Here is a 25,208-nt window from a genome sequence, read left to right on the forward strand (position 1 = left end):
GCGGGGGGGGGGGGGGGAACCCGGGTTCTGCGCTGCATTCGGAAATGGGAATGGCGCTCTTATGGGGCACCGGGGGTTAGGGCGCCCCGCGCCGGGGGGGGGCGCGGCCCCGGCACCCCCGAGGTATTTGGACAAAGAAGAATGGAGAGGAGGACAGGAAGCGAATCCGGGCGGGCGCGCATGTTCTAGCCGGACATCTCGAACCAAAGCCGGGCAAGCGCGGCCTCGGCGGTTTCGGTGCCGCCATTCTCGACCCCCGTCCGCCAAAGCGATGCCCCTGCCGCGTAGGCGCCCGGTTCCAGCCCGCCATTTTCGCATTGACTGACAGCGCGGATGCGACAGCCCCGTCCGATTGCCTTTGCCAGTACCCTTTGCAATTCGGGATCGGATGAGATGGTTCCAGCGCCGAAGACTCGCAGCACGGCTCCGTCAAGCTGCTCCAGTATCGCGGCCAGAGCTGCGGGGGGAAGCTCGGGGGAGAGGGTCAGAATAGCCAGCCGAAGATCAGCGAAGCGGTGCGGGCGGAATGGGCCGGGCAGGCTGGGCTGATCCGTCGAACGAAAAGCATCCGCGGCATGTGAATCCTGTTTCACCAGACCGGCGGCGGGCAAAAGCTTGCCTGCGAATGCAAGCCAGACCCCTGCCGCTTTCCGCTGCGCCGCCTCAAGCGCGAGTGCGAGATTGGCCTCTGCATCGCCGCCGTGATTCAGGGGCTGCATCGAGCCGCAAAGCACGATGGGCATCCCAATTCCCGCCAGCGCCCGAGAAAGGGCGGCCCCGGTGAATGCCATCGTGTCTGTTCCATGGGTAATCACGACACCGCTGCCGTGAAACCTGGCGATGGCCTCGATCATCCGGTTCCAATGGTCCGGCCCGATTTCAGCACTGTCCACAAGGGGGCGAAAGGCGTGGACGACCGCGTGGGTCGTGTCGGGCAGCAGCTTCTGAACCGCGGTTTCGACCACCCCATCCACCGGAGCCAGACCGGCGGGGCCGGGGACCATGCCGATCGTTCCTCCGGTATGCAGAACCAGTATCTCTGTCATCTCATCCTACCTGCATGTCCCCGACATGATCGCATCTGCCCGAATTCCATCACCGATTGTTCGACGCATATAGCGACCGTCGGACTTTGCGCGGCGGGTCTTCGATGATCTTGATTGCGCATGCCGGAAGAACCAGACATTTCTGAAGCGCAGTGATTATGCGCTTCAGAGGTCATCAGACCCGCCATTCGGTCAGGGCAGGTTCCTCACAGAACCGCAGTGACGATGATTTCGACCCGATAATCCGGCGTCGCCAGCTTTGCTTCGCCCGCTGCCCGTGCGGGAGTATGGCCCTGCGGCACCCAGGCATCCCAGACTGCGTTCATCTCGTTGAAATCGGCCATGTCGGCCAGCCAGATCTGCGCATAGGTGATCCGCGTCTTGTCGGCCCCCGCCTTCTTCAGCAGCGTGTCGATCTGCGCCAGAATCCCCTGGGTCTGCTCGGTCACGGATTTGCCGGGCTGGGATACCTGACCGGCCAGCCATATCGTGCCGTTGGCGACCACTGCCTGTGACATCCGTTGACCGCCTTCGATGCGCTTGATTTCACTCATTTTTATACTCCTTTGATAAGGCGCCAGAAAAATATGGCACTCATGCCGAAACCTACAACAGCGATCAGCAAGCGCAATAGCGGCAAGGGCATGCGTCTTGCGATGGCCGGGCCGGTAAACCCGCCGATGACCGTACCGGCCGCCATGATTGCGGCAGATACCCATAGGATCTTGCCGGCGACAGCAAAAATCGCGAATGCGATGATTGACAGCGCGAAACTGAGCCAGCTTTTCAACCCGTTCATCTGATGCAGATCGGTCATGCCCCACATCGTGAACAGTGCCAGCAGGACGATGCCCAGTCCTCCGTTGAAATAGCCGCCATAGATGGCCACGGGCACCAGGGTTCCCAGACTGAAGGGAGCGACTGCCTGCCGCCAGCGCGAGGCGAACCGCCGCACCGGTCCCGACCAGTAGAATGCCATCGTCGCAAGCAGCAGCAGAAACGGCACCAGCAGCGAGAATGCCTGATTCGAACTGATCAGCAGAAGTCCCGAGCCAGCGGCGCCGCCGGCCACCGTCCAGATCGTGAGTTTGATGAACGGCAGATCGGTCGCCGCGGCGATGTCGCGCCGGAAGCCGATTGCGGCGGTCAGATAACCGGGCAGGGCGGCCACGGTCGAAGTGGCATTGGCGATCACCGGCGGCACACCGGTAAAGACAAGGGCGGGGAACGAGACGAAGGTGCCTCCGCCAGCGACCGCATTCATGATCCCGGCGATGATTCCTGCGATGAACAGCAGGGCGAAATCCAGCATTCGACAATTCCCACGCAGAGCGACGGCGTGAGGAGTCCGTATGGATTCTGTGCCGGGCCGTGATCGTTATCCGGCTGCTCTTGCGCGGAAGTGCCTTGGGATGCAATGGTAAACCGGTCCGGGGTGACGTGGGTAACGTGCGTTGCCTCCCGGACCGCATTTCCCTTGCACAGCCCGGCCACGACGACTAGAAGGGCGGAAATTTTCAGGCCGCCGTCGCGTCGGTGGCCCTTCTTTCTATGAGGATGATGATGCAGGTCAAGGAAACCCTTAACGACGGTCTGAAGCGCGGCTATCAGTTCACGCTGCCCGCAGCAGAGCTGGCAACCACGGTTGACGCGAAGCTGAAAGAGGCGCAGCCCGAGGTCGAGATGAAGGGCTTTCGCAAGGGCAAGGTTCCGCTGGCCATGCTAAAGAAGCAATTTGGTCCCCGCGTCATGGGCGATGCCATGCAGGAAGCGATCGATGGCGCACTGCGCGAGCATCTGGAAAAATCGGGCGATCGTCCCGCTGCGCAGCCGAAAGTCGAAATGGACAATGGCGAGGGCTGGAAAGAGGGTGATGACGTCGTCGTCAACGTCTCGTATGAAGCGCTTCCGGAAATTCCCGAGGTTGATCTGGGCAAGCTGTCGCTTGAGCGCCTGACCGTTCCTGCCGAGGAAGCCGCGATCAACGAAGCGCTGGAAAATCTTGCGAAATCCGCCCAGGATTTCAGCGACCGGGGCAAACGCCGCAAAGCCAAGGACGGCGATCAGGTCGTGATCGACTTCAAGGGCTTTGTCGATGGCGAGGCTTTCGAAGGCGGTGAAGCAGAGGATTACCCGCTGGTTCTGGGCTCGAACAGCTTCATCCCCGGTTTCGAGGATCAGCTTGTCGGTGTGAAAGCCGATGATGAGATCAAGGTCGAGGTCAAATTCCCGGAAGAATACGGTGCCGAACATCTTGCCGGCAAAGACGCTGTCTTTGAATGCAAGGTAAAGGCCGTGAAAGTGCCGCAACCCGCCGAGGTGGATGACGAACTGGCGAAGAAATTCGGCTCTGACGATCTGGAAGCGTTGAAAAAGCAGATCAGTGAGCGTCTGGAACAGGAATATGCCGGTGCTGCCCGGGCTGTTTTGAAGCGGTCTCTGTTGGATCAGCTGGACGAACAGGTGAAGTTTGAATTGCCCGAATCATTGGTCGAAGCCGAGACGGATCAGATTGCGCATCAGTTGTGGCATGAAGAGCATCCCGACGAGCATGGCCACGACCACGGCAAGATCGAAGCTACCGATGAACACAAGAAACTGGCCGAGCGCCGGGTGCGCCTGGGGCTGCTTCTGGCCGAGATCGGACAGAAGGCCGAGGTGACCGTGACCGATCAGGAAATGACGCAGGCCGTGATGCAGGCCGCGCGCCAGTATCCGGGGCAGGAGCGTGCCTTCTTCGAGTTCATTCAGCAAAATCAGGCCGCGCAACAACAATTGCGCGCTCCGATTTTCGAGGACAAGGTGGTCGATCACATCGCCGAGAACGCCAAGGTGACCGAGAAGAAGATCTCGAAGGAAGAGCTGGAAAAAGCAGTCGAGGCGCTGGACCAGCTGTAGTCGGTCGGGCGATAGCCTATTGCGAAAGCCGTGATCCATGCGATCACGGCTTTTTTCGTGAATTTTAACCGGTTGTCGCCAAGCTGCCTGCCCGTTGTTGCCGCATAAGGACTGTATTCGGGATATTGGGGTTGCTTGAGCAGGCAAATTGCTTCGATCGGTAAACCCGTGCTTCGCCGCTTGCCGTCAGGCCATGCGGTAATTATTCTTTAACAATGATCGCGACCATTCACCTGATGAAACTTTGCGTTGGCTCGGAGGGGCCGGATGCCCTGACCCAGTGGCAGCAGATGCGCTATGGCGACGAACCCGCCGTTCATGTTACCCGAATGTGGCCCACGAAAGAACGCGAGCTGCTTGACGGTGGATCGCTTTACTGGGTGTTCAAGGGCGTCATGCTGGCGCGGCAGCGGTTGCTGCGCTTTGAAGAGCGTTTTGGTGAAGACGGTATCCGCCGATGCGCATTGATTCTGGATCGCGATATTGTCCGGGTCAGTGCCGTGCCGCGACGGCCGTTTCAGGGATGGCGTTATCTCAAGGCGGAAGATGCACCGCCCGATCTTCCTGAAGGGCGGCAGTCGGATGACGCTCTGCCTCCGGAAATGGCGGCGGCGCTGGTCCAGATGGGGCTGGTCTGATCCTGTAGCTTGACGTGGCTGCGCACTGCGGATAATCGGACATTATGCGGGTGTAGCTCAATGGTAGAGCAGAAGCTTCCCAAGCTTACGACGAGGGTTCGATTCCCTTCACCCGCTCCAATCGTTTTTTACATAACATTCTGATATCGAACGTATTTTAGATGCTTCCAGCCTGCGGAGGCAGTTTGATTAAGTTGGAACATTTGGCCAACTTTGGACACTTCGGGACTGATAATCCCAGCGAGTCCCGAAGAATCTCCCGAAGGATGTTCCCGATTTCGTCCCGTTTTCTGCTGTGTCATTCGAGTCGTTGCCAATCCGATCGGGGCGGGCCATTACCGCCTCATGAAAGCGACTCACGACGATAAGACATTCACCCTGACCGGACGGTACTGGTCAGGAACATTCCCGATCGATGAGCTGCCCGCGCAACTGGCGTTTTACCGCAGCCAGCGAGAGAAGTTCCCGAAGGCGAAGGGGGCCTATGACGCGACGATCGCGGCGCTGGAGGGATTGGCTAAAGAAATCAGGGCGTGAATGAGCAGTATGCGGACCTTCCGGCCGTTCGCTGCGGGTGTAGCTCGGATCGAGCCGAACGACGCCAATGCGCAGATAGTGACCGTTGCAAAATTCGGGTGACAGCGTCGGGTCAACCGACCATGGCAGTCCAAACCGGACGCTCGTGCCACGCGCAGCGAATGTCCGTAGAGTGTTTATCAAAGCGGGGACGCATAAAACCCGACAAACGAGTTGAAACCAATTCCGTTCCTCGTATGGTTGGTTCGTAACAGGCAGAGTAGGGCGGCGGGGAAATTGGCAGGGGCACAACAGGAACTCATCGTCCGCGGCGAACAGGTAGAGCGGGTATTTATCAACTATCGAGACGACAAGTATGTTGTGAACCGGAGGTATCAGCGAAAGCTGATCTGGACGATTGAGGAGAAGCAGAGCTTCATCGACTCCATTATACGTGGGTTTCCAGTTCCGATCATCTTGCTAGCCGAGCCGCTTGGACGGCAGGACGGCACCCTCGAAATCATCGACGGGATGCAGCGAATGAACGCCATAACCTCCTTCATTGGGAACGACTATGCGGTCTCCGGCGGATATTTTGATCTCAACACTTTCGCGACGACGAAAGACCTTCTTGATCGGGGGGTGATAGAGCAGAAAACCCCTATCCTTGATCGTGAGCGGTGCCTCGCTATTGCGTCCTATCCGGTTCCGCTTTCGATTTACGAGGCCGCCACGGGGGAAGCGGTGGAAGAGGTTTTCCGACGTATCAATTCCGGTGGCCGCCAGCTTTCCCGGCAAGAACTTCGGGCGGCAGGCGCCACGGACGCGTTCGCCGACTGCGTCCGCCAGATCTCGGCTCGCGTCCGCGGAGATACCTCGAACTCGGACCTGCTGTTACTCAGCGAGATGCGCAAGATCAGCATAACCAATCGCGAACTCGAATACGGTATTAGCGCCGACGGAGTGTTTTGGGTAGCGCATGGCGTCCTGACGAAGGACCAGCTTCGGCAAAGTCGCGATGAGGAGATGGTGGCTGACTTGGTCGCGTACATGGTTTCGGACGAACCCGTGCCCTCGCGGACGGAACTATTCGACGATTATTATGGGGCAACTTTCCCAATGACCGCGACGAGCAAAACCCGTTTCGACTCCGTTGATCACGCAATTAGGAAGCGCAGCATAGAACTGGTCGATCTTGACTATCAGCGTGTGCATGACGCTCTTATTCTGCTACTCGGCCAATCTAAAACCACGTTCACAGGGTTGGTTTTCCCGAATGGGAACGGCGGCAATCCGGTGCCACGCTACTTCCAAGCTGTTTTCCTCGCCCTTCACGATCTGATCGTTAGGCGCGGCATGGTCGTGTCCGACAGTGCAGGACTTATCAAGTGCCTCAATGATTGCGGCAAGAACATCGAAATCCAGGACGGTGGCAGATGGGGCGCGGAAAACCGCGGCAAGACGGTCAACTCCGTGATCGGCTGGATCCAAGGCTTTTTCGAGGACGATAAGAACCCTGATCCAGCTAAGGTTCACTGGGTTACAAAGTTTCAGAACCTCCTGACAAACTCGAAGACCGAGCAGGCTGCGTACGACTTTAAGCAGGGTTTCTACACGCTCAGCCCCACCCCCACGTTCGACGAGGGCTCGTTTGACAAGATCATCGAAACCTGTGCCGCCATCGCAAACATCGGCAAAGGACATAAGGGCTACGTTCTCATTGGTGTTGCCGAGAACGCCGCAACGGCGAATAGAGTGCAGGAAGTGTTCGGCGTTAAGCCGCTTAACCATGGCGGCTTCTACGTGACCGGCGTGGAGCACGAAGCTCAGCGGTCCGGGAAGAACCTAGACCAGATGTTCCAAGATATCACTGACCGGATCAGTCGGTCTAAGCTGTCTGAGCCTCTGCGCTCTTACATCAACTCCCATGTGAAGTGCGTCCAGTATTTCGACAAGACGATCTTCGTTTTCGAGGTTCTCGGCCAAGAAAGCCCGTCACACGTTGCCGCGAGATGGCTGGAACGCCAAGGCGCACAAGTTAAGGAAGTAGCCCCCGAACAGATGGGCGCTCTCTTTGACCGTTTTAAGTAACTCGCCAGAAAGCGGTCCGGATCGAATGCCCCTCCCAACTGAACAGTAGCCAAGGGCCGAAATGGGCTCAAAGCGTCAAAATCGGCGATATCGGAGATCGACCGCTACAGGCGATGCACCATGGACAGAAAGGCGGCGTTCCCTCGACCCAAGATACTTCGTCTAGTCTGGCGCCGACCGATCATCAGATTCATGGAACGGGCTCCATTCGTCTTCCACCCATGCCTCGGCGTCATATCCGGCCCCTTCATGCACCACGATCCTTACTGGATCCTTGATCATGCGGGCTCGAGCCTTGGCGTGTTCGATCGCTTCGCCGCGGCTCTCAAAGATCAGGGCATCTGTATCGGCATCTTCATCTGTCGTCGATTCGTCCGCCGCCCAGGACACCATCCAATGGACTGTTTCGCCGCCACCAGGAGAAACTTCCAAGACGAAATAGTTGCTACTTTCTTCATCAGACATTTCAACTTCCTCAAACAGGTTGTTCGATCAGCTTCAGGGTGCCGTCAGGTAGCGGCCTCTGAAGTTCGGCGGCCGATCTGCCGCCCATCCAACTGTCCCATTCTTCTTGTTCGGTCAGGATGACCGGCATTGCCTTTGGGTGAACCGCCTTCACCTCGGCATTCGGTTCGCAGGTCAGAAAGGCATATAGATCGTCGGTGGTCTCGCCTTCCTTTACCTTGCGGACACTGGTCCAGTCCCGGACCTCGATGCCGGCGAAGAACATTGGCTTGTCATCAGAATGGGCAAACCACTGATTGCCTTTCCCCTTGCCGCGCGGCTCCGCGAAACTGGTCAGCGGCACCAGGCAGCGGTGTTCTTTGCCGAGCCAGCGCCGCCAATGGCCGGATGATAGGTTGCGGACATTGGTGACGCCCGGGTCACGTTCGGTTTTCAGGGCGAATTTCGGTGACGGCATTCCCCATCGTGCCTTCACAAGCTCGAAGCCGTCGCCATCGTGCCGGATGATTGCCCCAAGCTGATCCGGATAGACCTCGCCGGGCTGAACGTTTCCGGCGCGATCAGAGATCCGATCGAATACTTTCCGGGCCAGTTCCTGCGAGGTCGTATTGCTATAGAGATTGCACATGCGTCACGCCCTCTCGTTGCGCCAGATCCATTTCTCGATCTTCTTGACTGGGCGGCGCACAGTCAATCCGCTCGCCAGTTCGGCCGCAGAGGGCACATGCCAGGTCATGGCGAGATATTCCCGGCTTCGGCAGCGGGAACAGGGCCACGGTGGATCGTGCGCTTCGTGGAACTGGTCGAGAACCTTCACCAGGTCGGACGCCCAGTAGTGCACGCGGCGGCGGCAACCGCCGCAATACACGGTCATCAGCATCCTGTCCGCCGCACAGTGATAGACCATGCGATTTCGGAATTTATTGGAGGACCGGACGGCGGGCATTAGCTTCGGTGTGGCGAAGTATAGCTTGGAAATATGGTGCCGTCCGCCAGTTTTAGTTCGGGGAACGCGGCAAGAAAATCAACCGCCGGGGCAGGATCACGGAAATAAAAGGCCTCGCGGTCGTTGAATATGGTGTGCCCGCCGGCGGAATGCCAAGCGTAGTTGCCTCTGCCGATATTCTGGTCCAGCCATTGATACATTTCATCGAGCGGCCGGTGCTTCCCGATTTCAGGGAGCGCCACGATAACGCGGACGGGGAACGCGCGATCGTCGATTTTCTTCTGTGGCGTAGATCGTCTCATGCCGCTGCCTCCGCCCGGCGAAGGTAAGGCCCTCGCTGAAATTGCGTGTCCGGCACGATGACATAAGTAGACGGCAAGACGACTCGGCCATTCGCGATCCGTCTGAATATTTCGCCCCGGGCTGCATCGTCATCTGGGTTTTTTGACGACAAGGCATCGCCGACTGCTGCCGCCTCCGGGAATATCTCCATGTGCATGACGCCGCAGTTATCTCGACTACACCACCAGTTGCAGCCGGAGAGCTGCATCAGACGGCCAACCGCGCCGAGCAAGGTCAGGCCGCCAAGAACATCTTCGCCCGGGCAGGAGGCGATGTTGAAAACCGTATATGTGACCATGTTCACACCTCTTGACGAATCAAGACCCAATGAGAACATAAGAGGAACATTTGAGTCAATATTGCGTCCGTGAGTGGTGTCGCGAGGCGCAACGAGCGAGGCGGCATGAAATGGATTGAGGTGAAATGCGAGACTTGCAACCGGCACGGACGATATCGCCGGGACCGATTCTATAAAATTGCCGGGACGGATCATTCGCCCAGCGCACTAACCATGTTTGCGGCGAAAATGGGGTGTGAGAAAGCGATTGAGCAGTGGCGGCAGTTCGATCGTTACAAGAACCTGATCATGCATGATCGATGCGGGATCCAGTATTTCAGGCGAAATGTGTAAGGGCAGGCAGCCGCCGTACCCGGCGCCACCAGAATGGCAGACGCCTCAGTCAATCAATCTCTGGCCGTGGTCCCGCTCGGCCACGCCTCCGGCTTCCCCCCGACAATCGTGCAAGCTTCGCCTAAAGATCGTCCAAGCGTGCGGGTGACCCTGGATATCTTCAAGTGTTTAAGCTTTGCTTCGGAACATCTGCTGGTCATTCCGGTTTCACAATCGGAGGTGCAGCCATGACCAGAGAAAGACCGAAACAGCACAACCCAGCAACTGATCCTGATCGGGAGAACGCCCAGGGCGAGCATGAAGGAGTGCCTCATAACCCCGAAGAGTTCGATACCCAGAACCCGAAAAAGCAAAAAGATATCCAGAAGGCAAAGCCCGTCATTCCGGGTGGTCGCAAGCCCGATACAGCGATGTGTGAACATAAGGACCGACCCGGCGTAGTCGATAAATCCGAAGATTGCTGATCTTCGGGTGTGCCACTTTATTGTAGGTGCCGCCCCTTGGTGGTTGCGATTTCCCCTTTCAGAACGCCCATCAGCATTGCTCGCAAATCCGACTCGGCATTGCCCTGTTCGACCTGTTCAATCGCCGCTATCATCGCCACTTCTACCAGCCGTTCCGCCGATTCTTTATCCTGCATTTTCAGTCTGGCGTATGCCAACATATCCAGGACAATCTCATTGAGACTGACCGACTGTGACGGCGGTCCAGCGTACCTCGAATGCAGATCCCGCAACAATGGCCGCGCCGGACTTGGTTTCGAGAAAACGCACCGTCGATCAAAACGCCGCGGAATTACCCGACGATCATGGCCTGTCAGAAACAAGAACGGACGTTTTTTCCGGCTCATTATGTCGGCGACGGCGAAACTGGTGCCGTCGCTAACCAATACGTCCAGAATGGCTGCGTCAGCAGAGTCAACATGACGCAGTGCTTCTTGTGCATCCGAAAACGGTCCGATGACGTTGTCGCCAAAGCTTGCAATCTCGTCGGATAAGCATTCCGCGAGCAGCGAATTATCTTCTAAAAGTAAAATATCCATAGCTCACCCCCAGACTAAAGGATGAACCTAGTGGTGGAAAAAAGATAGGGAATGACACTGAGGCCGTGAAATTGGCTAAGTTCCGCCGATATGGCCCGTTGCATGTGCCAACGCCTCAGATAGCCGATCTCGCCCTGTTATGGCATCCAGCCGCTCCTGCAGTTTCGCCCGTGCCATCTGTTCCAGCTGCTCCTGCGACGGGCCGAGCTTGCGTATCGCACCTGGAACTGACCGGCGGACATAATCCACAATCTCGCCGGCCGCTCTGTCCGGCACGGCGATCGACGGATGACGCTGCAAGTTATCGATGACCAGGCCGACACCGGTATACAGCGCCCAGTGCAGTGCTTCGCGATGCTTAGCCTCGATGTCGATCCGCCAGCGCTCGGGCAAGCGACGGAAAAACCACGCCAGCACCGCCAGAATCAGCCAAACGGCATAATCCACGATGATTGGTTGCAGAATGTTCTGCATGCTGTCGATGATGCTCATGACTCAACCTCCAATGGCTGCAAGACAGATGCGCTGTTCCGCAGCGCGGCGGTTCACGAGACCCTGCACGGTTTTTCCGCCAGCCTTGTTCCAGCGTGGCAGCTCGTTACAGGCATCGCGCCATCGACCGGCATTGGCGCGCTTCGCCAGCGTCGAGCTGCAAGCCGCACCGGTGCCAACATTGTAGGACCAGGAGATCAGGGCGACCTGCACATCAAGAGGCTGATCGGGCAGGGCGGGGATGCACCGGTTCAGCGGTTCGCGAAACGATGCCAGAGCATCCATCAGCATCTTGCCGCATTCTGCTGAGGTGTAGCGGTCGCCCTGCTTGACGCCTCGCGTCTCGCCATAGCAGACAGTCCAGACCGGCGGGCTGGCAACGCGATCGAGATAGGCTTCCGTGCGCTCGCCCTCCCACGGGCCGACGAATGCGGCAACGGCAGCGAGAACGGCAGCAGCGCCGGTCGTGGTCGCCGCTTTGCGTTCGGACGAAAACAGCGAGGCAATCCACGCCCAGAGCGCGGACAGGAATTGAGGCATGTTGTTCTCCATGATAAAGCCGCCCAGAACCGAAATTCTCGGGCAAGAATTGAATTTTAAAGACAAGGGTTTAGCCGTGTTGTGCCAAGTTTCGCGCGATTTCTTAGGGGAACCTGAACGCGCATGCGGCGTTGATCTTCTGCAATTGCGCACATGTAGAGAGTGGACGCGCGTCCTGTTTGATCAACCGCATTACTGAAAGGAGTAACGCGAGATGAACTGGGACATAATTCAAGGTAAGTGGCAGCAGTTTAAGGGCTCTGTGAAGCAGCAGTGGGGCGATCTCACCGACGATGAGATCGACCAGATTGCAGGAGATCGGGATAAGTTGACCGGGAAACTGCAAGAAAAGTATGGCTGGGCGAAAGAAGACGCCGATCGCCATATCGACGATTTTTTCCGCGACAAGTCATAACAAGCTAATTTACTGGGGCGTTAACGCGCCCCAGTTCAGCTTTCTCCGGCAAACATGGGCTAGGTCCGCGTGTTAAGCGCACTATCTATCCAGCATGACTATTCTTCGATTATACAAACGCCTGCGCGATATGCGTGACGAAGCGATCCGGCGTCCGGCCTACCGGGTTGTCTACACGCACGCCTTGACCGTCGCGCATATGGAGGGCCGGCTGATTGCCGACGACCATCCGTCTTGGGAACGAATCCACATTGCAATCAAAGCTGCGCGTGCCGGCGATCCCGAAGGATTGGATGCGATCGAACGTGAGCTCCTGCGGCTGCAGGAATAGAAACAGGGCGATCTTCGAGACGATTGAACGTCGCGCGAATGGCTCACTGTCCTCGATCAAGCCGAGCCTCGATCTTTCGCAACGCATCGAGGATCAACACCAGTCGCTCATCCTGCCGAGCCGACATCTGCTCGACCGTGCGGATTCTGGTTTCATGCGACTGAGCGGTAGACTGGAGGCGCAGCAACTCTGTATCGAAGTTACTGGCCCGCTCGCTCAAACGGCCACCCCATACGAATAGAGCGGAAGCCATTCCGATCGCAGTAAGGATCGTGCCGACAAGCGATATGATGTTACCGAATGAGATTGTGGCGTCGATTCTCGGCATTGCCGGTTCCTTTCAGGCATGAAAAATCCCGCGCGAGGCGGGAGCGTTGGATTTTCGGAATGAGTCTCAATGAATAACCCGACCAATTGCACTGCTTCTTCGCGATGGAAAACGATTGACCTATAGACATACCGGCGGTTTTTCGCCTACGATTTAGATCGTTATCCGCTGGAGAGTTGAAAGTGCGCCGAATTCTTGCAGTTCCTTTCCTGCTTTTACCCGCCCAGGCGATTTCCCAAGACGTCTCGAAATGCCTCGAAATCCACGATAATTTTGAGCGCTGGTCTTGCTATGATGACACTGCCGGCTACGTGGCACCGGAAAAAGAAACTGCTGAACTTGAAGGCCGAAGCACGCTCGACAACGTAAATGAAAATAATTGGCGGACTCAAACCGAGAAGTCAGAATTCGAGGATACGCAGGATATATACCTATCTGTGCAGTCTGAAGGCACACTCATGTGCAATGATTTCGGACCAAGCCAGAAGGCCAGTCTATGGATCAGATGCTTGGAGAACACCACCGCAATATTTATCGATACGAGTTGCCATCTCGCATCAGGGTTTCATGGGTACGGAAAAGTCGACATTCGTATAGATGAAGAGGATGCCTTTAGCAGAGATTTCAATGCTAGCACCGATAATAGGGCTCTCGGCTTATGGAGTGGCGGTCAATCTATCCCCATTGTGAAGCGATTATTTGGCAAAGATACCCTCCGAATGCGTTTCACCCCGTTCAATAAGTCCCCAGTTTCTGCCGAGTTCAAGATATCCGGCCTAGAGGAAAAGATTGTCTCGCTACGAGAAAGTTGCGGCTGGTGAAAACCCCACTGTTCTCATCCTTCAAGTACATGAAAGAAGAATCCCATGTCAGGAATTTTCGCAATTTTACGAATCATAATCGGGGGCATATTCGGTTTTCTAAGTGCATTCGCCCTATCACCAGCTATAGCCGCATTCACCAACGGCCAGAGTGACGGTTCACCGGCATACGCGATCCTGATAATCGTAGCAATCGGAGTTGCCCTTGGATTTTTCGCCCCGACCATCCGACGATCGTTTGGCAGAGGATTCCTTATTCTCGGGGTTTGCCTATTTGCTCTCCCGGTCTCAACCTTCCTTCTGTCTGGTAGAGTAGCCAATGAAATGATCACAAACGCAAGTGCCGAAGAGCAAGCATTTGCGGCCGCTGGGGCCGGTCTTGCCGGTGTTGCCATCACAGGCGCTGCCGCATTCGTTGGATTCTTCCTCGGTGTCATCGCCATTGTGATTGGCCTTGTTCTGTCGTTAGGGGGCAGGCGCGAGGTAATCATTATTGAGAATCGAAGTGTGCCGCCTCCCATCCGCCGCGATTAATCTCCGAAATTGCGGCGCATGGTTTATCCCAGAACTATTGCGTTTCCTGCGAGGAGGCGGACGATTATGCAATCGACCTCCAATTAGGTGCCCATCGATAGTGCGTTCATCTGGCACCAATTACAGATGGCACTGAAAGCGTAGTGCGCACGAGGCTAAATCGCCGCCGGGTTCGAAACGGACCATGGTCCGGGCCCGTCTGAGAATACAGCTCGCACCATTCCGATATGGCGTCCTGTCTGCGGCGCGGAAAACCTGTGCTGCGTAGCTGACACCGCTTCGGCAGCCGGAATGACCAGGCTGTCAAACTCAACAATTGCCACTTCATACGACACGGCACCTGCTACGGGCGCCCATGACAGAAGCATGTCGCTGCCCGAGGCGCTCCACCCTGTGATCACTGGACCTGATCGCTGATTAAGAACGGTCGTTTCCTGCAAAATTCCGGTCGCGATCACCTCGTGCCCCAGATTGGTCGGATGGATGTTGTCGTCTGATATGACGCCCTGACCCACAGTTATGTTCGAAAACTGAACCTGACCATCAGTATTTGCACCGTCAACCGTGAGCATAAGGTCATAGAACTCCGCTCCTTCCGGAGACGTCCCTTCATTGGTGAATATTTGAACAGACGTGTCCGAAAGCGTGATGTAATCGCCGCTGGTCGTGGAAATTACGGTGTCGGGATTCTCTGAGCTTAGCCAGCGGATTTGAATTCGAGCGCGGCCCGTGGTTCCGCCGAGACGGCGAATATCTGCTGAAATCCACAATTCGCCCTCCGGAACGGGGGATATATTGCCCCCCTGATTGTTAGAAACGGTTGTGAGCGTCCCAACATAGGTTGCTGAACCATCCCCTATATCCCAGACGGCATTGTCTGAAAATGTGGACATGTCGTAGGGAGACCCGTTATCGCGCATGTAATCTCGCATGTGCGCATAGCTGTCGAAATAAAGGGTGCCGAACTCCTCCGCCACCTCACGCGCAGTGGTCACATATTCCTCGAAGCCCGCTCGGGTCTGGCCAGTGAAGCCCTCCGATCCGGTTTTCAAACCAATATCGGTTATATAATGCGGCCCCACGATGAGGATCTGATCGCGCCGGTATCCGTCGCAAAGCAGGCCGACCAGAATCTCTCGGTAATCGTTCTTATAAGCTGCGGCATTGAAAGTGCTCGGAGCCGCGGTGTAGCGGGCATCATTGAAGCCATAGGCAATCAACGCGAAGTCTTTCTTGCTGCCGCCCGTGAAGAGACCGCGAAAACGATCCCGGCCGTTGTTGTTCAGCGGCGCGCCACCTGAGCCATTGCTGTTTTGCAGGACCGTGCCGCCAATGCCATAATTCGTGACTGTCGCTCCCAGCGCAGCAGCAACGCGGTTCAGAAACCGATTTGCAGCGGTCGTGGCATTCGCGCCGACTGTAATGCTGTCACCGATACCGGGCAGGTTTGCCAGCTTGGACGGCAATGCCGATCCGCTCAACAGTGCATTAACGGCCGCTTGCAGGCGCATTTTTTCTACACCGGCAGCATGTTCCATGGTGGAAATCACGCTTTCTGCAAACGCCTCCGGCGAAGTCGAACCGGAGGGGATATAGGTCAGCCCATATGTCCCGGTGTTGATCGTGGCTGCCCGTAAATAGGACACTCCGGCGGGGATGGTAACGGAGGCGGATAGGCTCTGGATCGGCCCGGACCCGGCGGGATCAGCGACCAGACCGTCTGCAACGTAACCCTGATTGGAATCGTAATAGGCGATGGCTGCGCCCTGATCGCGGTTGATGCCGCCGACATATTCGACAACCTGACCCGCTCTGACCGGGATGAAATCGGTATAGGTCCAGCTAGCCGAGGCACTGGCAATCTGCCCGTTCCCGATCGTCAGAAAGCCTTCCGTGTTGGCATTCTCGAAACCGTCGACGGGTGCGCCGACCAGAGATATGGAACTGCGCAGGCCTGCAATCGTGGCTGTTCCGACCGCGCCGGACTGAATGATCCAGTGCCCCGCCTGCTGGCGGACAAGAAGCGCCGCCCCCAGCTCAACATCATCGGCGGTCGCCTGTGCGGTGTTTTTCTCAAGGTAGATCGGCAGGGGGGTATACCCGTTGACCTGTAACGACAGAGCGCCTTCGGCATTATTTGGAACGACAACCAGTGCCTTGGTTCCAGCACCTACCGTCAGTTTCGCGCTCAGCGAAGCGCCTGCCATGTCGGCAGTGATCAGCGTATTCCCATCCGTCACCGTGGCAGCCTGATTGATCAGATGGATAATCCCGGCCTGCGAAAGCGCCGGCCTCTGTTCCGTTCCAACTGCCCCCGAAACGATGCACCAGTTTCCCCCACGACGATCGAGCAGGATGGTCGATCCGGCGGTGACATCATCGGCGGTCAGCTGGCGATCGTTCTGCTCGGTCCTCAAGGGGCGTTCGTCATCACCCACGGTTTGAAGGCTCAAAGCGCCAGATAAGGTGCCCGGCAGAAAAATACGGACAGTTGCACCACCGCCTATCGAAACGCCCTTGGTCGCCAAACTCTCGGGGATTTCAGCAGTAATCTTCGTGGAGCTTTCATCAGGTGCAACAACCGCGGCGATGTTCGACAAAGGAATGACGCCCAGTTGATTATCAACGTCCTGACGGGAAGAAATTTCCGCATTGAGCAGATTCAAATCTGCCTTACCGCCCAACTGGTTGAGGATGTCCTGAAGCGCGTCGGGATCGCCCATGGCCTGGAGGATGGCGATCAGCAGTTCACGCAGGCGAAACTTGGCCGGGTTGTGGATGCCGCTGCGGGGATCGCCGATCGGCAGCGGATGGCCAACGGGCGCATTCGGCTTTCCGTCACCGCTATAGCGCTCAAAATCTCGCAGAACTTCATTGATCAGTGCAACGGACATGTGGCCTCACAGCAAAAAGCCCGCGCAAAGGCGGGCGATTGTCGGGTTGTTTTTCGAGATGTCAGACGGTGACGGTTTCCGGACCGGCTGGCGCTGAGGTTACGGATGACGGATTCAGGGTCACGGCCCAGTAATGATACGTGCCAGACGCGAGCGCCTGATCGGTATAGTTCGCGGGCTGGCCTTCAAGCCCGTCGACCACCGCGATCAGGTCCGCCGTCCCGAAATCATTCACCGTATTTCGGTAGATGCGCGTCCGGTAGAAATCGGCGGCCGGGTTGATCCAGTCCAGATACACATCGCTGCCGGTAATCATGGCCCCGAACTCTGAAGGTGGGGCAGGGGGCGTCGGATTGGCGACGACGGTAACGGTGCCAGCCGAAATCCAGCTTCCCCGACCTTTCCAGCGAAGGCGCACGGTATATTGCTGGCCATCATTCAGAATGCTGGTTTCGGCGCGATATCCGGCGACAAGCATTTCCGACCATCCGGCGGAATTGTCGGACGGCAGCGGGGTTCCCTCGGCCACCTGTGCCCGTAATTCCAGATCGTCCCGATCTGGGTCATTGAGGCGGGCCGCGAGCTTGACCCCTGTCACTCCGGATGAAAGCTGTGTCAGTTCCTGGGTGAGCGTGATGCCCTCCAGCGGCGGCGGCGTGTGGATCGGCTTGCTCATCTCGCTCACACTCGGAGGGATGGACCTCTCCATTGCCGTGGTCCAGGGATAGGGATTCTCGATGCTGGCGATGCCGATTTCGCAGAAACCGTCCGGAATCGAGAAGCTGTGCGAGGTGACTTCGAAGACGCCATCGAGATCGAATTCCGGGGCCTGCACCCGGATGGTGTGAATTCCGTCACCTTTCGGGAATCGGGCCTTCAGGCCAACCAGGTTCGTCCGAATTTTCCCGACCTGGTCACGGCGATCCTTGGCGAACTTGATTGCCATCAGGCGTTGCAGTTGTGATCCGGACGGGCACATTTCCAGATCCAGCTGATCTGCTCGCCGCTCCTGGGTGAGCAGCGCAACCAGATCCTCGATATCGTTCACTGGCGTTGGTTGATATGCATGATCCGGGCTGACGAAAGATCCACCCAATGTGTTGTAGTCGGTAAACGGATCAAAGCCGTCCTGCATCTCGACCGACAGGATGTCTTCGGCGGTGATGGTGACGTCTGGTTCCGACCATGCGCCGCCGAGGATACCGATCTCGCCTTCTGCCGTCTCGTATATTTGCCCGTCGCATGTCGCGAGCATCCGGGCTGTGACATCCTTCAGCGGATCGTCAAGGCTGTAATAGCCGGAGAGCCGATACCGTGGCTCATTGCCGCCCGCCGCCAGAGGAACATCCTGATCGCAGAGCGCCACGAATGCCGCCCAGCTGGCCGAAGACAACCGTGCGGGAAGAATATTCCAGCCATCCGGGTGGGTCAGAAGATCGCGAATGCAGAGGCCAGCATTTTCGCAATAGGTTAGCGGGCCGGCGAGGCTCGGGACCAGTGATCCCTCAATCTCTACCTGAACATTGGTGTGCGGACCCTTCGGGAAGAATTCCTGAAAATCCTCGTCAGCAGGATCACCGAACACGGCATAGAATGTCGCCTGACCCTGCAAACGATGATCATCCGTCCAGAGTGTGGGGAAGGTGTCGATCACCCGCTGATAATCGCCGCCAGCCCCACTTCCGTCTCGAAAGAACAGCTCGGTATAGCGGTTCACCTTGTCCCCGGCATCCAGCGTCACCGGCTCACCATCGACCCAGAAGCCGATCAGGTCATTGACCCGGCCATGATGCGCAACGACGATCTGGTGCAACTGCCCGTTATTGGCCTCGAAGAACGCGCGCTGCCCGCCGAGAAGATTGCGGCCATAAGCCCGCAAACGCGCGGCATCGGTCTGGCTGATCGTGGCCTGCACCTGTTGGCGCGGAATGCTCGGACTGTTCAGGGCGGCTCCAGCCAATGACCAGAGCGCGCCGCGCCCGATAGTGAAGATTGCACTGGTCACCGCAGGCGACAGACCGAAGAGCGAGAACGCGCCTGCGCCGGGAAGAACGAATGCAGTGATCAGCGTGAATACCGCCATTATTTTACCCAGGCCCTTTCCGCCAGGCGATAGCCGAGCCGTGACAAGTCGATCCCTTCCGCACCGGTTGACATCTGGATCAATCGCGCACCCTTATCCGTCGCCCATTTTTCGAAGGTTTTCAGCAGGCGGAGGCCCGAACCATCGGATGCATACCAGCCGAGTTCCGTTGCGATTGGCTCCGGGCTGATGACCGTGCAACGGATGACGCCAGCGATAAATCCGCCCTCCGATACCCATACAGCGCCATCAGGGCTGCTGATGAGTGCTGCGACAGTCTCGGCGGTATGCGCCCGGTTGACGGCCACAGGACCGTTCACGGCGACGGTCAACGCCTCAATCATATCCACCACGCGCAATATGTCGGTGGCGCCCGCCGGCCTTATCCTCGCCATCGGGTCTCGTAATCATTCGCGTAGATCGGCAAGCGTTCCAGCCCCCTGTCACCCGGATAGCGGGATTTCTGATCGGCATCGCTCCAACGACCGCGTGGTGCCGCGTTGCGGCGGAAGAACAATCCTTCGGCTTCAAGGCGGATTGTCCGTTCACTGGGGCCGTTCGCAGACCATGGCATGCGTTGCATCGTGCCACTGAACATTGAAAATGGCGAACCGATTGGCTGACCACGCTGAATCTCCGAGGAATCAATCGAAACATCTTCCATCGCGAAGAGCTGGTCATAAACGGTCACTGCGCGATCCCGAACGCGGGATTTGGCCGCAAGGGTCAGAGCCAGAATTTCAGGTGTCGCGGCGAGCTCGAATGTCACCTGCTCTGCCGAAATAGAATATGACGTCCTGATCGGACTGATACTGATCAGATCGCCAAGCCCTTGCCAGATAAACCCGCCCGCCGGGAGATCGCCATAACCAGACCACCAACGCTTCGGTGCATCGAGGAAATCCATGAAGACAAGGGCAGCCTGGCCGACCCGACCACTGCGCAGGAATTCATCCGGAATGGCAAGAAGATCGTCACGCGCGGCCATCAGATCGCTTCCTCGAAATTACATGTGACGATGGCTCCGATCTCTTTGCTTTCCGGAAACTGACCTTCCGTTTCGGAAACGAACCGCATCCGGCAGACCGGCTTCTCGATCTCAACCCGTGCGCCCGCCGTGACGGTGTCACGCAGCGCCGGCGTAAACATGAGACGATGTGTATTCGCGTCGGGCTGCCAATGTGCCTGTACCCGGTAGAGACGTTCCCCGATGCTGAAATCCTGCCCTGGGCGAATGCCTGTCGTATTGCCAAGGGTGACATCGATCTGCATGGCTCGCAGCGGCGCATTCGCGGCCACAGTCATTCGCTCAACATTCCCGTTCTCGAAGCCGAAATGCTCCCAGCTCTGCGCATGGGCAATGCCGGCTGCGTCACCGAAACCCAGATCATGACCATCACGGTCTTTCGGGCGGAACATTGAAAGCGCAGGAACCAGCGTTGTTCCGACCCGGCCTTCCATCTGGGCGAGAAATGCGCGCCATTCCAGCGAGTCCGCCTCGCCAATAAGCTGAAATGTCGCTGCCGCAACCCAACGGCCGCGCATTGTCGGCACAATGGTTTCTGCGCCACTGATGGAGCGTTGCGGATCGAGAGACATGCCCACGGGATAAAACTGCACCTCTTTGAAGAGTTGCTGATGAGGGAAGGTAACCTGCATTATGGCCGCCACCGCTTGTCGTGGTTGTTCATAACCTCAGGCACCTGCGCCAGAATTGAAGGCGCGGCCTCAGCGATAATCTTTCCCGCCTCGTTTCTGACGATGGCGCCAAGCGCGCCCGTCGAAGGATCCATGGTGATCGCGACATTCAGGCTATCCTGTGCCGCTTTCTCGGCCATCCGCATCGATACGTCATGAGGAATGACCCGCGTGCCTTTCGGCAGATCGACGATTTCACCGCCGCGCTCGTTTATTTCCGCCAGCCCGCCGCTGAAATTTCTCACGCCATTGGCAAAGCCCGGGATCAGGCCGGAGAGAATTCCGCCCGTGGGATTCAACCCGGCACCGCGTAGCGCTCGGGTGAGACCATCGCCGCCAAGGAAATTCGTGAACAGGCTTCCGAGACCAGAAGCGAGCAGGTCCCGCCCGAGTTGCTTCAAAACATCTCCGATGTTTCTGGACTTGGTGATGATGTCTGCCGCGGTATCGCCGAATCTCTTACCGAGCGTTTCGGCATTCTTCGACGCGTCATCAAGTGATTTGCCAAGCTTGTCGACACCGGAGGCCGCATTGCCTGAAGACCGGCCAGCGCCGCCTGCCGCATCTGCAGCACCGTTTAACGCGCCAATATAGGTCTGCGCTGCCCCGGCAGCTGCTGCTGTCCCCTCGGCAACCTTGTTCAACTCGCCGAGCTTCGCGATTGCAGGTCCGAATGCATCTTTGACGACAGCTCCGGCCTCGGCCAGTTTTGCTGCAGCATTGCCCGCAGCAGTAGCGGAGGCATCCAATGCATCATTTCCGGCTTTCGTCGCGGACGCAATCGGTCCGGTTGCGAGTGCATTGGCGGTTTCAACGGCACCGATCGCCTCAAGACCAACCTTGAAGAATGTCAGGAAATCCGCCCAGGCATAGGACAGGTCGGAAATGAAACGTTGGAATTCGGATTTCACCTTCAACCAGACAGCCGAAAGCGCCGGTGGAATGGCTTGCGCGCTGTCCTGGATGCCTTTCCAGACGAGGCCGGCGACTTCACCCAGAAGGGTCATGGCATTGCCGAATCCGCCAGCGGCACCGGCCAGCTCGATGAACTTTCCGACCAGGTAACCGGCTGCAACCACGGCCGCCCCGATCCCGGTCGAGATAAGGGCCGTGCGCAAGCCCTGTAAGGCGACAGACAAAAGCTTTACCGCCGCGCCGGCGCGGGCAGCCGCAAGTGACTGCGCGCCCAGTGCCATGTTCAGGGCAACCATGGACTGCCAGGCAGAAATCATGGATTTGACTGCTGTGACGCCCAGTGCAACCGCATAGCGCGTGGCGAACATGGCCGCGACCACGGCAGCGGTTCCGGCGATGGTACGCATCACGTCTGCAATCGTGTCGGCATGCTGATGAAAGAACATCGCCACTCCGGCGACAGCCGCCGCCATGGCCTTGATCGCCGGAACGGCCTGCGCACCGATGGTGTTCCTCATCCCGTCAACTGCCATGCGCATTTCCGAAACAGCGATCTTGCCTTCGTTCAGCTTGCCGATCATCTCGTTGCTCATGATCGCGCCCATCTTCTCGGCGCGATCGGCATATTCGGCCATGGCCTTGCCGCCGTTTTTCAACAACGGGATCAGCAGGGTGCTGTCGGATGCCATCGCCTCCATATAGAAGGTGAAATCCTGCTGGTTCACATTGGCCTTTTGCAGGCTGGACACGTAGAGCTGCAAGGCATCCGCACCGGACAGGTCCCGGAACATATCGGCGGTGACGCCGACCTTCGGGGCGATCTTCTCGAAGAAATCCGCCATCGGGCCGCCACCGGTCTGGACGAAATCGCCGACCCGATCATTCACATCCTTCAGGATATCGGCCAGTTTCTCCTGCTCGATGCCGACGGTTTTTGCGCCTGCCACCCAACCTTGAAATTGCGCAGGCGTGGTTCCTGCCACCTGCGACAGCCGCTCGACTTCCGCAGCGGCATTCATCGCTGATGCCCCCATGGCCACAGCGGCGCTGCCGAATGATGCAGCCAACCCTGCCGCGATCTTCCCCGCCATCGCGGCGAAGCGCGACAACCGGCTATTGGCCGAACCCATCCCACGCTGGAACTGGGCATCGTTAAGGCCGAGATTGACACGCAGCGCGCCGATGACCGAAGATGCCATTATCTCTTCTTCCTTTCTGCGTAGGCTTGCCAGGCGGACAATTGCGCCTGCCATGTCGTGGCTTTGGACGCGGCCTTTTTCTCCGCCGGGATGAGTTGATTAAGCCGGGGTATCTTTTGGGCGCGCGTCAGTACCGCGGTGAGCCAGGCCACCCAGGCCATTTCTTTCGCTTCGCGATCGAGCCGCTTGTGGGCGCCCCGCATATGGATCTGATAGAGGCGCGGTGTCAGCTGCCAGAAGCGGTCGGGATCGAAACCCGCCGCCACATAATTTTCCAGCAGACCGAGTATTGTTACGCCCGAGCCTTCATCGGGCGCTTGCGGTTTCCCGGTTTCGTCTCCGACTTGTCGGCCTCAGCCGCAATGACGGCAGTCGCACGCTGGATCGCATCGGCATTCTCGCTCAGAATACTGCCTGCCAACTGCAGTGTCATGTCAGGATGCCGCTGGCGCAGCCCGGCCCACATCAGGGCGCGGGTATCCGACGCCGACATATCGCCCTGTTCCATACCCTCAAGTTCGGTCAGGGCGTTCTTACCGGTCTCGCCCTCGAAATCGCACAATGCGTTGAAATCGAGAACCATGGTGAAGGACTGCCCCTGATAGGTCAGCCTGATCTCGCCTTTGAAACCATTCGCCATGATCATCCCTCCTCGCCGGTCGTCACAGGGTCGGTTACCGGGCCCGCCGCCTTGGCGACCTCCGGACCCGGAGTGATCGTCACCGCGCCGGTAACCTGGAATTCAACGGTGGCGGTCATGCGATCATCGACGGGGACACCTTTCGAATAGCCTGAGACCGAGCAGTTGAACGCCACAACCGTGCCATTGGGGTATTCGATCTCTGCACCAACCACGCTGCCTGAGGTGATCAGGGCCTCGATCAGCAGATCGGTGGCTGATCCCGGCACGAAGTTCATCTCACAGGACGCCGTGCCGTTGTCGCTAAGCGCCGGGATGTATTCTCGTTTGCGACCGGGTGATTTGAAGCTTGTCACCTCGACCTGGTCGATCGACGCCTCAGGTGGCGTCACGCTGTAAACCTCGGCCAGCGGTGTGAATTCGGTCGCAGCCGGCGTGGGTTTGATGCGGAACTCTGTATCGTAACCGATCATTGCGTCGCTCATGGAACCCTCCAATGGGTGATGAAGATGGGGAATGTGATGAAGGGCAGATCGTGCCCTTGCATCATGGTGCGGGCGGCAGGGCCGGGATCTTGCGGAAGGAGGTCAGGCGGAAACTCATCACCAGCGTGGCGACATTGCTGTAACCATCGGTATTGGTGACCACAGACAGGTCCTCGAGAAAGCAGCCTTGACGAATTTTAAGAAAGCTGTCCGAGACAATGGCTTCGATCAGTTCGCTGTCATCATCGAGTTGATCTTCAACGTCGTCGTGGCCGAGGCGACGGACAACGACTTGCAGGAGCGTGCGACAGGTGACGGATGGTTTGCCAGGCTGCTCACGGCGTTCCTGCGGCGTCAAGACCCCAAGCACCGGCAGAGTCTGATCATCGATCGAACCGGACCAGACCTTGAGTCTAGTAAAATCTGCGAAACGGCTATGCGCGGTGAGGGCCGCAAGGGCTGTTTGACGGTATGCGGAACGATAATGCGCCATATCAACCACCCGCCGCGATTTGCAATTCACAGATGAAGAAAGCATCCTGCGCCGGTGACCCGGTATTATGGACAACCATCACGCGGAATGAACGGCCATCTGCAACGGTGATCTGATCGCCGCGAGCTACCGTCGGGGCGAGGTTACGTTGCACACGCCAGGACGGCGCCTCAATCCGGGCGATCTGACCATCGGCCCCGTCAACCTCGATCGGGCTTTCGCGGAAGATCGATTGGATTTCGGTTTCAGGGCCATTGGCGGGATGCCAGATGACGGGGGCGCCGAACACATCGGCGAGGATCCCCGTCATGCCGTCAAAGACCGAGGTCATCAGGTCGCAGCTGCCGCTGGTGCCGCGCCATTCAGACGGACCATGCCGGTGGGCGAGGGGTTGGTCGCAACGGCAACCGCAGCACCGATCAGGACATTGCCGGTCGCCGCCGTGGTCGCAAGTCCGGTCGAGGATACATAGATCGCCTGACCTTCAGTCCATGCCTGGGCCGACACCTTGGACAACTCGTGAACCCCCTCAACGGCCAATTCTACCGGAGCACCGGATGCCGCGTCGAACTGCGCGACTCCAACCAGCATTCCAACCTGTACCAGCGCTCCGCTGGTCACCGCACCGGGCGCGGTCAGGGTGACCACATGACCCGGCTGAACGAAATTCTTTGCCATGACTATTTTCCCTTCATGATGCATGAAAGACGAAAGGACGCCTGCGG

General features: G+C 57.8%; 33 protein-coding genes and 1 tRNA gene. 9 read left to right on the forward strand and 25 right to left on the reverse strand.

Translation table 11 applies throughout. The annotated features are described in order from the left end of the window. Nucleotides 1–185: 185 nt before the first annotated feature. The 3 genes from Q0601_RS17480 to Q0601_RS17490 form a co-directional block, all read right to left on the reverse strand. Nucleotides 186–1,046, reverse strand: a complete 861-nt coding sequence (locus Q0601_RS17480; protein ID WP_305291171.1) for an asparaginase domain-containing protein — start codon at nucleotides 1,044–1,046, stop codon at nucleotides 186–188. Nucleotides 1,047–1,252: 206 nt separating this feature from the next. Beyond that, the gene (locus Q0601_RS17485) at nucleotides 1,253–1,600 is read right to left on the reverse strand and encodes a RidA family protein (protein WP_119751984.1); all 348 of its coding nucleotides are present in this window, start codon (nucleotides 1,598–1,600) and stop codon (nucleotides 1,253–1,255) included. Between the two features lie 2 nt (nucleotides 1,601–1,602). After that, complete coding sequence (locus tag Q0601_RS17490) at nucleotides 1,603–2,358, reverse strand: sulfite exporter TauE/SafE family protein (protein ID WP_305291172.1); 756 nt, start codon at nucleotides 2,356–2,358, stop codon at nucleotides 1,603–1,605. Between the two features lie 251 nt (nucleotides 2,359–2,609). Between Q0601_RS17490 and tig the strand changes: the two genes are divergently transcribed. The 5 genes from tig (at nucleotide 2,610) to Q0601_RS17515 (ending at nucleotide 7,189) form a co-directional block, all read left to right on the forward strand. Further along, nucleotides 2,610–3,944 (forward strand): trigger factor, encoded by a 1,335-nt coding sequence (gene tig / locus Q0601_RS17495; protein WP_305291173.1) that lies wholly within the window; start codon nucleotides 2,610–2,612, stop codon nucleotides 3,942–3,944. 215 nt (nucleotides 3,945–4,159) lie between these two features. Beyond that, nucleotides 4,160–4,582, forward strand: a complete 423-nt coding sequence (locus Q0601_RS17500) for a DUF1489 family protein (protein ID WP_305291174.1) — start codon at nucleotides 4,160–4,162, stop codon at nucleotides 4,580–4,582. A gap of 46 nt (nucleotides 4,583–4,628) precedes the next feature. Continuing rightward, a tRNA-Gly gene (locus tag Q0601_RS17505) sits at nucleotides 4,629–4,702 on the forward strand. 225 nt (nucleotides 4,703–4,927) lie between these two features. Then, a complete protein-coding gene (locus tag Q0601_RS17510; RefSeq protein ID WP_305291175.1) occupies nucleotides 4,928–5,119 on the forward strand; it encodes a hypothetical protein in 192 nt (63 codons plus the stop codon). Between the two features lie 276 nt (nucleotides 5,120–5,395). Further along, entirely contained in the window at nucleotides 5,396–7,189 is a 1,794-nt protein-coding gene (locus tag Q0601_RS17515) for a DUF262 domain-containing protein (RefSeq protein ID WP_305291176.1), read from the forward strand. A 162-nt stretch (nucleotides 7,190–7,351) separates the two neighbouring features. On the opposite strand, the gene Q0601_RS17520 is transcribed toward Q0601_RS17515, so the two are convergent. The 5 genes from Q0601_RS17520 to Q0601_RS17540 all read right to left on the reverse strand — a co-directional run bounded on the left by Q0601_RS17520 (nucleotide 7,352) and on the right by Q0601_RS17540 (nucleotide 9,240). Then, on the reverse strand, nucleotides 7,352–7,654 hold the full coding sequence (locus Q0601_RS17520) for a hypothetical protein (RefSeq protein WP_305291177.1): 303 nt from the start codon (nucleotides 7,652–7,654) through the stop codon (nucleotides 7,352–7,354). 10 nt (nucleotides 7,655–7,664) lie between these two features. Then, the gene (locus tag Q0601_RS17525) at nucleotides 7,665–8,282 is read right to left on the reverse strand and encodes an SOS response-associated peptidase (protein ID WP_305291178.1); all 618 of its coding nucleotides are present in this window, start codon (nucleotides 8,280–8,282) and stop codon (nucleotides 7,665–7,667) included. Nucleotides 8,283–8,285: 3 nt separating this feature from the next. Beyond that, nucleotides 8,286–8,534: a hypothetical protein gene (locus tag Q0601_RS17530; RefSeq protein ID WP_305291180.1), complete on the reverse strand. Its 249-nt coding sequence runs from the start codon at nucleotides 8,532–8,534 to the stop codon at nucleotides 8,286–8,288. A gap of 65 nt (nucleotides 8,535–8,599) precedes the next feature. Continuing rightward, nucleotides 8,600–8,902 carry a hypothetical protein gene (locus Q0601_RS17535; RefSeq protein WP_305291181.1) on the reverse strand — a complete coding sequence of 101 codons (303 nt, stop codon included), beginning with the start codon at nucleotides 8,900–8,902 and terminating at the stop codon, nucleotides 8,600–8,602. Further along, complete coding sequence (locus Q0601_RS17540; protein ID WP_305291182.1) at nucleotides 8,899–9,240, reverse strand: hypothetical protein; 342 nt, start codon at nucleotides 9,238–9,240, stop codon at nucleotides 8,899–8,901. Before Q0601_RS17540 ends, Q0601_RS17535 begins: the two co-directional genes overlap by 4 nt. 560 nt (nucleotides 9,241–9,800) lie before the next feature. Here Q0601_RS17540 and Q0601_RS17545 point away from each other — a divergent pair. Next, complete coding sequence (locus Q0601_RS17545) at nucleotides 9,801–10,037, forward strand: hypothetical protein (protein ID WP_305291184.1); 237 nt, start codon at nucleotides 9,801–9,803, stop codon at nucleotides 10,035–10,037. A gap of 17 nt (nucleotides 10,038–10,054) precedes the next feature. Here the strand turns inward: Q0601_RS17545 and Q0601_RS17550 are convergent, their stop codons facing one another. From Q0601_RS17550 to Q0601_RS17560, 3 genes are all read right to left on the reverse strand, one after another. Next, nucleotides 10,055–10,615, reverse strand: coding sequence for a response regulator (locus Q0601_RS17550; protein WP_305291186.1), 561 nt, complete (start codon nucleotides 10,613–10,615; stop codon nucleotides 10,055–10,057). Nucleotides 10,616–10,690: 75 nt separating this feature from the next. Next, the gene (locus tag Q0601_RS17555) at nucleotides 10,691–11,107 is read right to left on the reverse strand and encodes a hypothetical protein (RefSeq protein WP_305291187.1); all 417 of its coding nucleotides are present in this window, start codon (nucleotides 11,105–11,107) and stop codon (nucleotides 10,691–10,693) included. Between the two features lie 3 nt (nucleotides 11,108–11,110). Beyond that, entirely contained in the window at nucleotides 11,111–11,647 is a 537-nt protein-coding gene (locus Q0601_RS17560; protein WP_305291188.1) for a lysozyme, read from the reverse strand. Nucleotides 11,648–11,861: 214 nt separating this feature from the next. Between Q0601_RS17560 and Q0601_RS17565 the strand changes: the two genes are divergently transcribed. Further along, nucleotides 11,862–12,062, forward strand: coding sequence for a CsbD family protein (locus Q0601_RS17565; protein WP_119749777.1), 201 nt, complete (start codon nucleotides 11,862–11,864; stop codon nucleotides 12,060–12,062). 109 nt (nucleotides 12,063–12,171) lie between these two features. On the opposite strand, the gene Q0601_RS17570 is transcribed toward Q0601_RS17565, so the two are convergent. Together Q0601_RS17570 and Q0601_RS17575 are read right to left on the reverse strand one after the other, a co-directional pair. After that, nucleotides 12,172–12,453: a hypothetical protein gene (locus tag Q0601_RS17570; RefSeq protein ID WP_305291189.1), complete on the reverse strand. Its 282-nt coding sequence runs from the start codon at nucleotides 12,451–12,453 to the stop codon at nucleotides 12,172–12,174. Next, nucleotides 12,437–12,721 carry a hypothetical protein gene (locus tag Q0601_RS17575; protein WP_119749773.1) on the reverse strand — a complete coding sequence of 95 codons (285 nt, stop codon included), beginning with the start codon at nucleotides 12,719–12,721 and terminating at the stop codon, nucleotides 12,437–12,439. Before Q0601_RS17575 ends, Q0601_RS17570 begins: the two co-directional genes overlap by 17 nt. A 182-nt stretch (nucleotides 12,722–12,903) precedes the next feature. On the opposite strand from Q0601_RS17575, the gene Q0601_RS17580 reads away from it, so the two are divergent. After that, nucleotides 12,904–13,542, forward strand: a complete 639-nt coding sequence (locus Q0601_RS17580; protein WP_305291190.1) for a type VI secretion system-associated protein TagO — start codon at nucleotides 12,904–12,906, stop codon at nucleotides 13,540–13,542. Nucleotides 13,543–13,587: 45 nt separating this feature from the next. Continuing rightward, a complete protein-coding gene (locus Q0601_RS17585) occupies nucleotides 13,588–14,076 on the forward strand; it encodes a hypothetical protein (RefSeq protein WP_305291191.1) in 489 nt (162 codons plus the stop codon). Between the two features lie 155 nt (nucleotides 14,077–14,231). On the opposite strand, the gene Q0601_RS17590 is transcribed toward Q0601_RS17585, so the two are convergent. From Q0601_RS17590 to Q0601_RS17645, 12 genes are all read right to left on the reverse strand, one after another. Next, entirely contained in the window at nucleotides 14,232–16,970 is a 2,739-nt protein-coding gene (locus Q0601_RS17590) for an SGNH/GDSL hydrolase family protein (protein ID WP_305291192.1), read from the reverse strand. Between the two features lie 61 nt (nucleotides 16,971–17,031). Beyond that, nucleotides 17,032–19,053 carry a phage tail protein gene (locus Q0601_RS17595; protein WP_305291193.1) on the reverse strand — a complete coding sequence of 674 codons (2,022 nt, stop codon included), beginning with the start codon at nucleotides 19,051–19,053 and terminating at the stop codon, nucleotides 17,032–17,034. Beyond that, nucleotides 19,053–19,385 carry a hypothetical protein gene (locus tag Q0601_RS17600; RefSeq protein ID WP_305291194.1) on the reverse strand — a complete coding sequence of 111 codons (333 nt, stop codon included), beginning with the start codon at nucleotides 19,383–19,385 and terminating at the stop codon, nucleotides 19,053–19,055. Before Q0601_RS17600 ends, Q0601_RS17595 begins: the two co-directional genes overlap by 1 nt. Before the next feature lie 50 nt (nucleotides 19,386–19,435). Next, complete coding sequence (locus Q0601_RS17605; protein ID WP_305291195.1) at nucleotides 19,436–20,041, reverse strand: hypothetical protein; 606 nt, start codon at nucleotides 20,039–20,041, stop codon at nucleotides 19,436–19,438. Further along, nucleotides 20,041–20,712: a hypothetical protein gene (locus Q0601_RS17610; RefSeq protein ID WP_305291196.1), complete on the reverse strand. Its 672-nt coding sequence runs from the start codon at nucleotides 20,710–20,712 to the stop codon at nucleotides 20,041–20,043. Before Q0601_RS17610 ends, Q0601_RS17605 begins: the two co-directional genes overlap by 1 nt. Beyond that, nucleotides 20,712–22,865 carry a phage tail tape measure protein gene (locus Q0601_RS17615; RefSeq protein ID WP_305291197.1) on the reverse strand — a complete coding sequence of 718 codons (2,154 nt, stop codon included), beginning with the start codon at nucleotides 22,863–22,865 and terminating at the stop codon, nucleotides 20,712–20,714. The genes Q0601_RS17610 and Q0601_RS17615 overlap by 1 nt, the downstream gene beginning before the upstream one ends. Continuing rightward, nucleotides 22,865–23,131, reverse strand: coding sequence for a hypothetical protein (locus tag Q0601_RS17620; RefSeq protein ID WP_305291198.1), 267 nt, complete (start codon nucleotides 23,129–23,131; stop codon nucleotides 22,865–22,867). Before Q0601_RS17620 ends, Q0601_RS17615 begins: the two co-directional genes overlap by 1 nt. 26 nt (nucleotides 23,132–23,157) lie before the next feature. Beyond that, the gene (locus tag Q0601_RS17625; protein ID WP_305291199.1) at nucleotides 23,158–23,505 is read right to left on the reverse strand and encodes a GTA-gp10 family protein; all 348 of its coding nucleotides are present in this window, start codon (nucleotides 23,503–23,505) and stop codon (nucleotides 23,158–23,160) included. Between the two features lie 2 nt (nucleotides 23,506–23,507). After that, entirely contained in the window at nucleotides 23,508–23,990 is a 483-nt protein-coding gene (locus tag Q0601_RS17630) for a phage tail tube protein (RefSeq protein ID WP_305291200.1), read from the reverse strand. Nucleotides 23,991–24,051: 61 nt separating this feature from the next. Then, the gene (locus Q0601_RS17635) at nucleotides 24,052–24,483 is read right to left on the reverse strand and encodes a hypothetical protein (RefSeq protein WP_305291201.1); all 432 of its coding nucleotides are present in this window, start codon (nucleotides 24,481–24,483) and stop codon (nucleotides 24,052–24,054) included. A 1-nt stretch (nucleotide 24,484) separates the two neighbouring features. Continuing rightward, nucleotides 24,485–24,814 (reverse strand): head-tail joining protein, encoded by a 330-nt coding sequence (locus tag Q0601_RS17640; RefSeq protein ID WP_305291203.1) that lies wholly within the window; start codon nucleotides 24,812–24,814, stop codon nucleotides 24,485–24,487. Then, nucleotides 24,814–25,161 carry a DUF2190 family protein gene (locus tag Q0601_RS17645; protein WP_305291204.1) on the reverse strand — a complete coding sequence of 116 codons (348 nt, stop codon included), beginning with the start codon at nucleotides 25,159–25,161 and terminating at the stop codon, nucleotides 24,814–24,816. Before Q0601_RS17645 ends, Q0601_RS17640 begins: the two co-directional genes overlap by 1 nt. Nucleotides 25,162–25,208 lie beyond the last annotated feature (47 nt).

The organism is Paracoccus wurundjeri (assembly GCF_030678915.1).
GTDB lineage: Bacteria > Pseudomonadota > Alphaproteobacteria > Rhodobacterales > Rhodobacteraceae > Paracoccus > Paracoccus onubensis_A.

Coding starts and splice junctions, on each gene's coding strand:
- Q0601_RS17480 (WP_305291171.1), bottom strand. CDS start 1,046: ATGACAGAGATACTGGTTCTGCATACCGGAGGAACGATCGGCATGGTC.
- Q0601_RS17485 (WP_119751984.1), bottom strand. CDS start 1,600: ATGAGTGAAATCAAGCGCATCGAAGGCGGTCAACGGATGTCACAGGCA.
- Q0601_RS17490 (WP_305291172.1), bottom strand. CDS start 2,358: ATGCTGGATTTCGCCCTGCTGTTCATCGCAGGAATCATCGCCGGGATC.
- tig (WP_305291173.1), top strand. CDS start 2,610: ATGCAGGTCAAGGAAACCCTTAACGACGGTCTGAAGCGCGGCTATCAG.
- Q0601_RS17500 (WP_305291174.1), top strand. CDS start 4,160: ATGATCGCGACCATTCACCTGATGAAACTTTGCGTTGGCTCGGAGGGG.
- Q0601_RS17510 (WP_305291175.1), top strand. CDS start 4,928: ATGAAAGCGACTCACGACGATAAGACATTCACCCTGACCGGACGGTAC.
- Q0601_RS17520 (WP_305291177.1), bottom strand. CDS start 7,654: ATGTCTGATGAAGAAAGTAGCAACTATTTCGTCTTGGAAGTTTCTCCT.
- Q0601_RS17525 (WP_305291178.1), bottom strand. CDS start 8,282: ATGTGCAATCTCTATAGCAATACGACCTCGCAGGAACTGGCCCGGAAA.
- Q0601_RS17530 (WP_305291180.1), bottom strand. CDS start 8,534: ATGCTGATGACCGTGTATTGCGGCGGTTGCCGCCGCCGCGTGCACTAC.
- Q0601_RS17535 (WP_305291181.1), bottom strand. CDS start 8,902: ATGAGACGATCTACGCCACAGAAGAAAATCGACGATCGCGCGTTCCCC.
- Q0601_RS17540 (WP_305291182.1), bottom strand. CDS start 9,240: ATGGTCACATATACGGTTTTCAACATCGCCTCCTGCCCGGGCGAAGAT.
- Q0601_RS17545 (WP_305291184.1), top strand. CDS start 9,801: ATGACCAGAGAAAGACCGAAACAGCACAACCCAGCAACTGATCCTGAT.
- Q0601_RS17550 (WP_305291186.1), bottom strand. CDS start 10,615: ATGGATATTTTACTTTTAGAAGATAATTCGCTGCTCGCGGAATGCTTA.
- Q0601_RS17555 (WP_305291187.1), bottom strand. CDS start 11,107: ATGAGCATCATCGACAGCATGCAGAACATTCTGCAACCAATCATCGTG.
- Q0601_RS17560 (WP_305291188.1), bottom strand. CDS start 11,647: ATGCCTCAATTCCTGTCCGCGCTCTGGGCGTGGATTGCCTCGCTGTTT.
- Q0601_RS17565 (WP_119749777.1), top strand. CDS start 11,862: ATGAACTGGGACATAATTCAAGGTAAGTGGCAGCAGTTTAAGGGCTCT.
- Q0601_RS17575 (WP_119749773.1), bottom strand. CDS start 12,721: ATGCCGAGAATCGACGCCACAATCTCATTCGGTAACATCATATCGCTT.
- Q0601_RS17585 (WP_305291191.1), top strand. CDS start 13,588: ATGTCAGGAATTTTCGCAATTTTACGAATCATAATCGGGGGCATATTC.
- Q0601_RS17590 (WP_305291192.1), bottom strand. CDS start 16,970: ATGTCCGTTGCACTGATCAATGAAGTTCTGCGAGATTTTGAGCGCTAT.
- Q0601_RS17595 (WP_305291193.1), bottom strand. CDS start 19,053: ATGGCGGTATTCACGCTGATCACTGCATTCGTTCTTCCCGGCGCAGGC.
- Q0601_RS17605 (WP_305291195.1), bottom strand. CDS start 20,041: ATGGCCGCGCGTGACGATCTTCTTGCCATTCCGGATGAATTCCTGCGC.
- Q0601_RS17610 (WP_305291196.1), bottom strand. CDS start 20,712: ATGCAGGTTACCTTCCCTCATCAGCAACTCTTCAAAGAGGTGCAGTTT.
- Q0601_RS17615 (WP_305291197.1), bottom strand. CDS start 22,865: ATGGCATCTTCGGTCATCGGCGCGCTGCGTGTCAATCTCGGCCTTAAC.
- Q0601_RS17625 (WP_305291199.1), bottom strand. CDS start 23,505: ATGGCGAATGGTTTCAAAGGCGAGATCAGGCTGACCTATCAGGGGCAG.
- Q0601_RS17630 (WP_305291200.1), bottom strand. CDS start 23,990: ATGAGCGACGCAATGATCGGTTACGATACAGAGTTCCGCATCAAACCC.
- Q0601_RS17635 (WP_305291201.1), bottom strand. CDS start 24,483: ATGGCGCATTATCGTTCCGCATACCGTCAAACAGCCCTTGCGGCCCTC.
- Q0601_RS17640 (WP_305291203.1), bottom strand. CDS start 24,814: ATGACCTCGGTCTTTGACGGCATGACGGGGATCCTCGCCGATGTGTTC.
- Q0601_RS17645 (WP_305291204.1), bottom strand. CDS start 25,161: ATGGCAAAGAATTTCGTTCAGCCGGGTCATGTGGTCACCCTGACCGCG.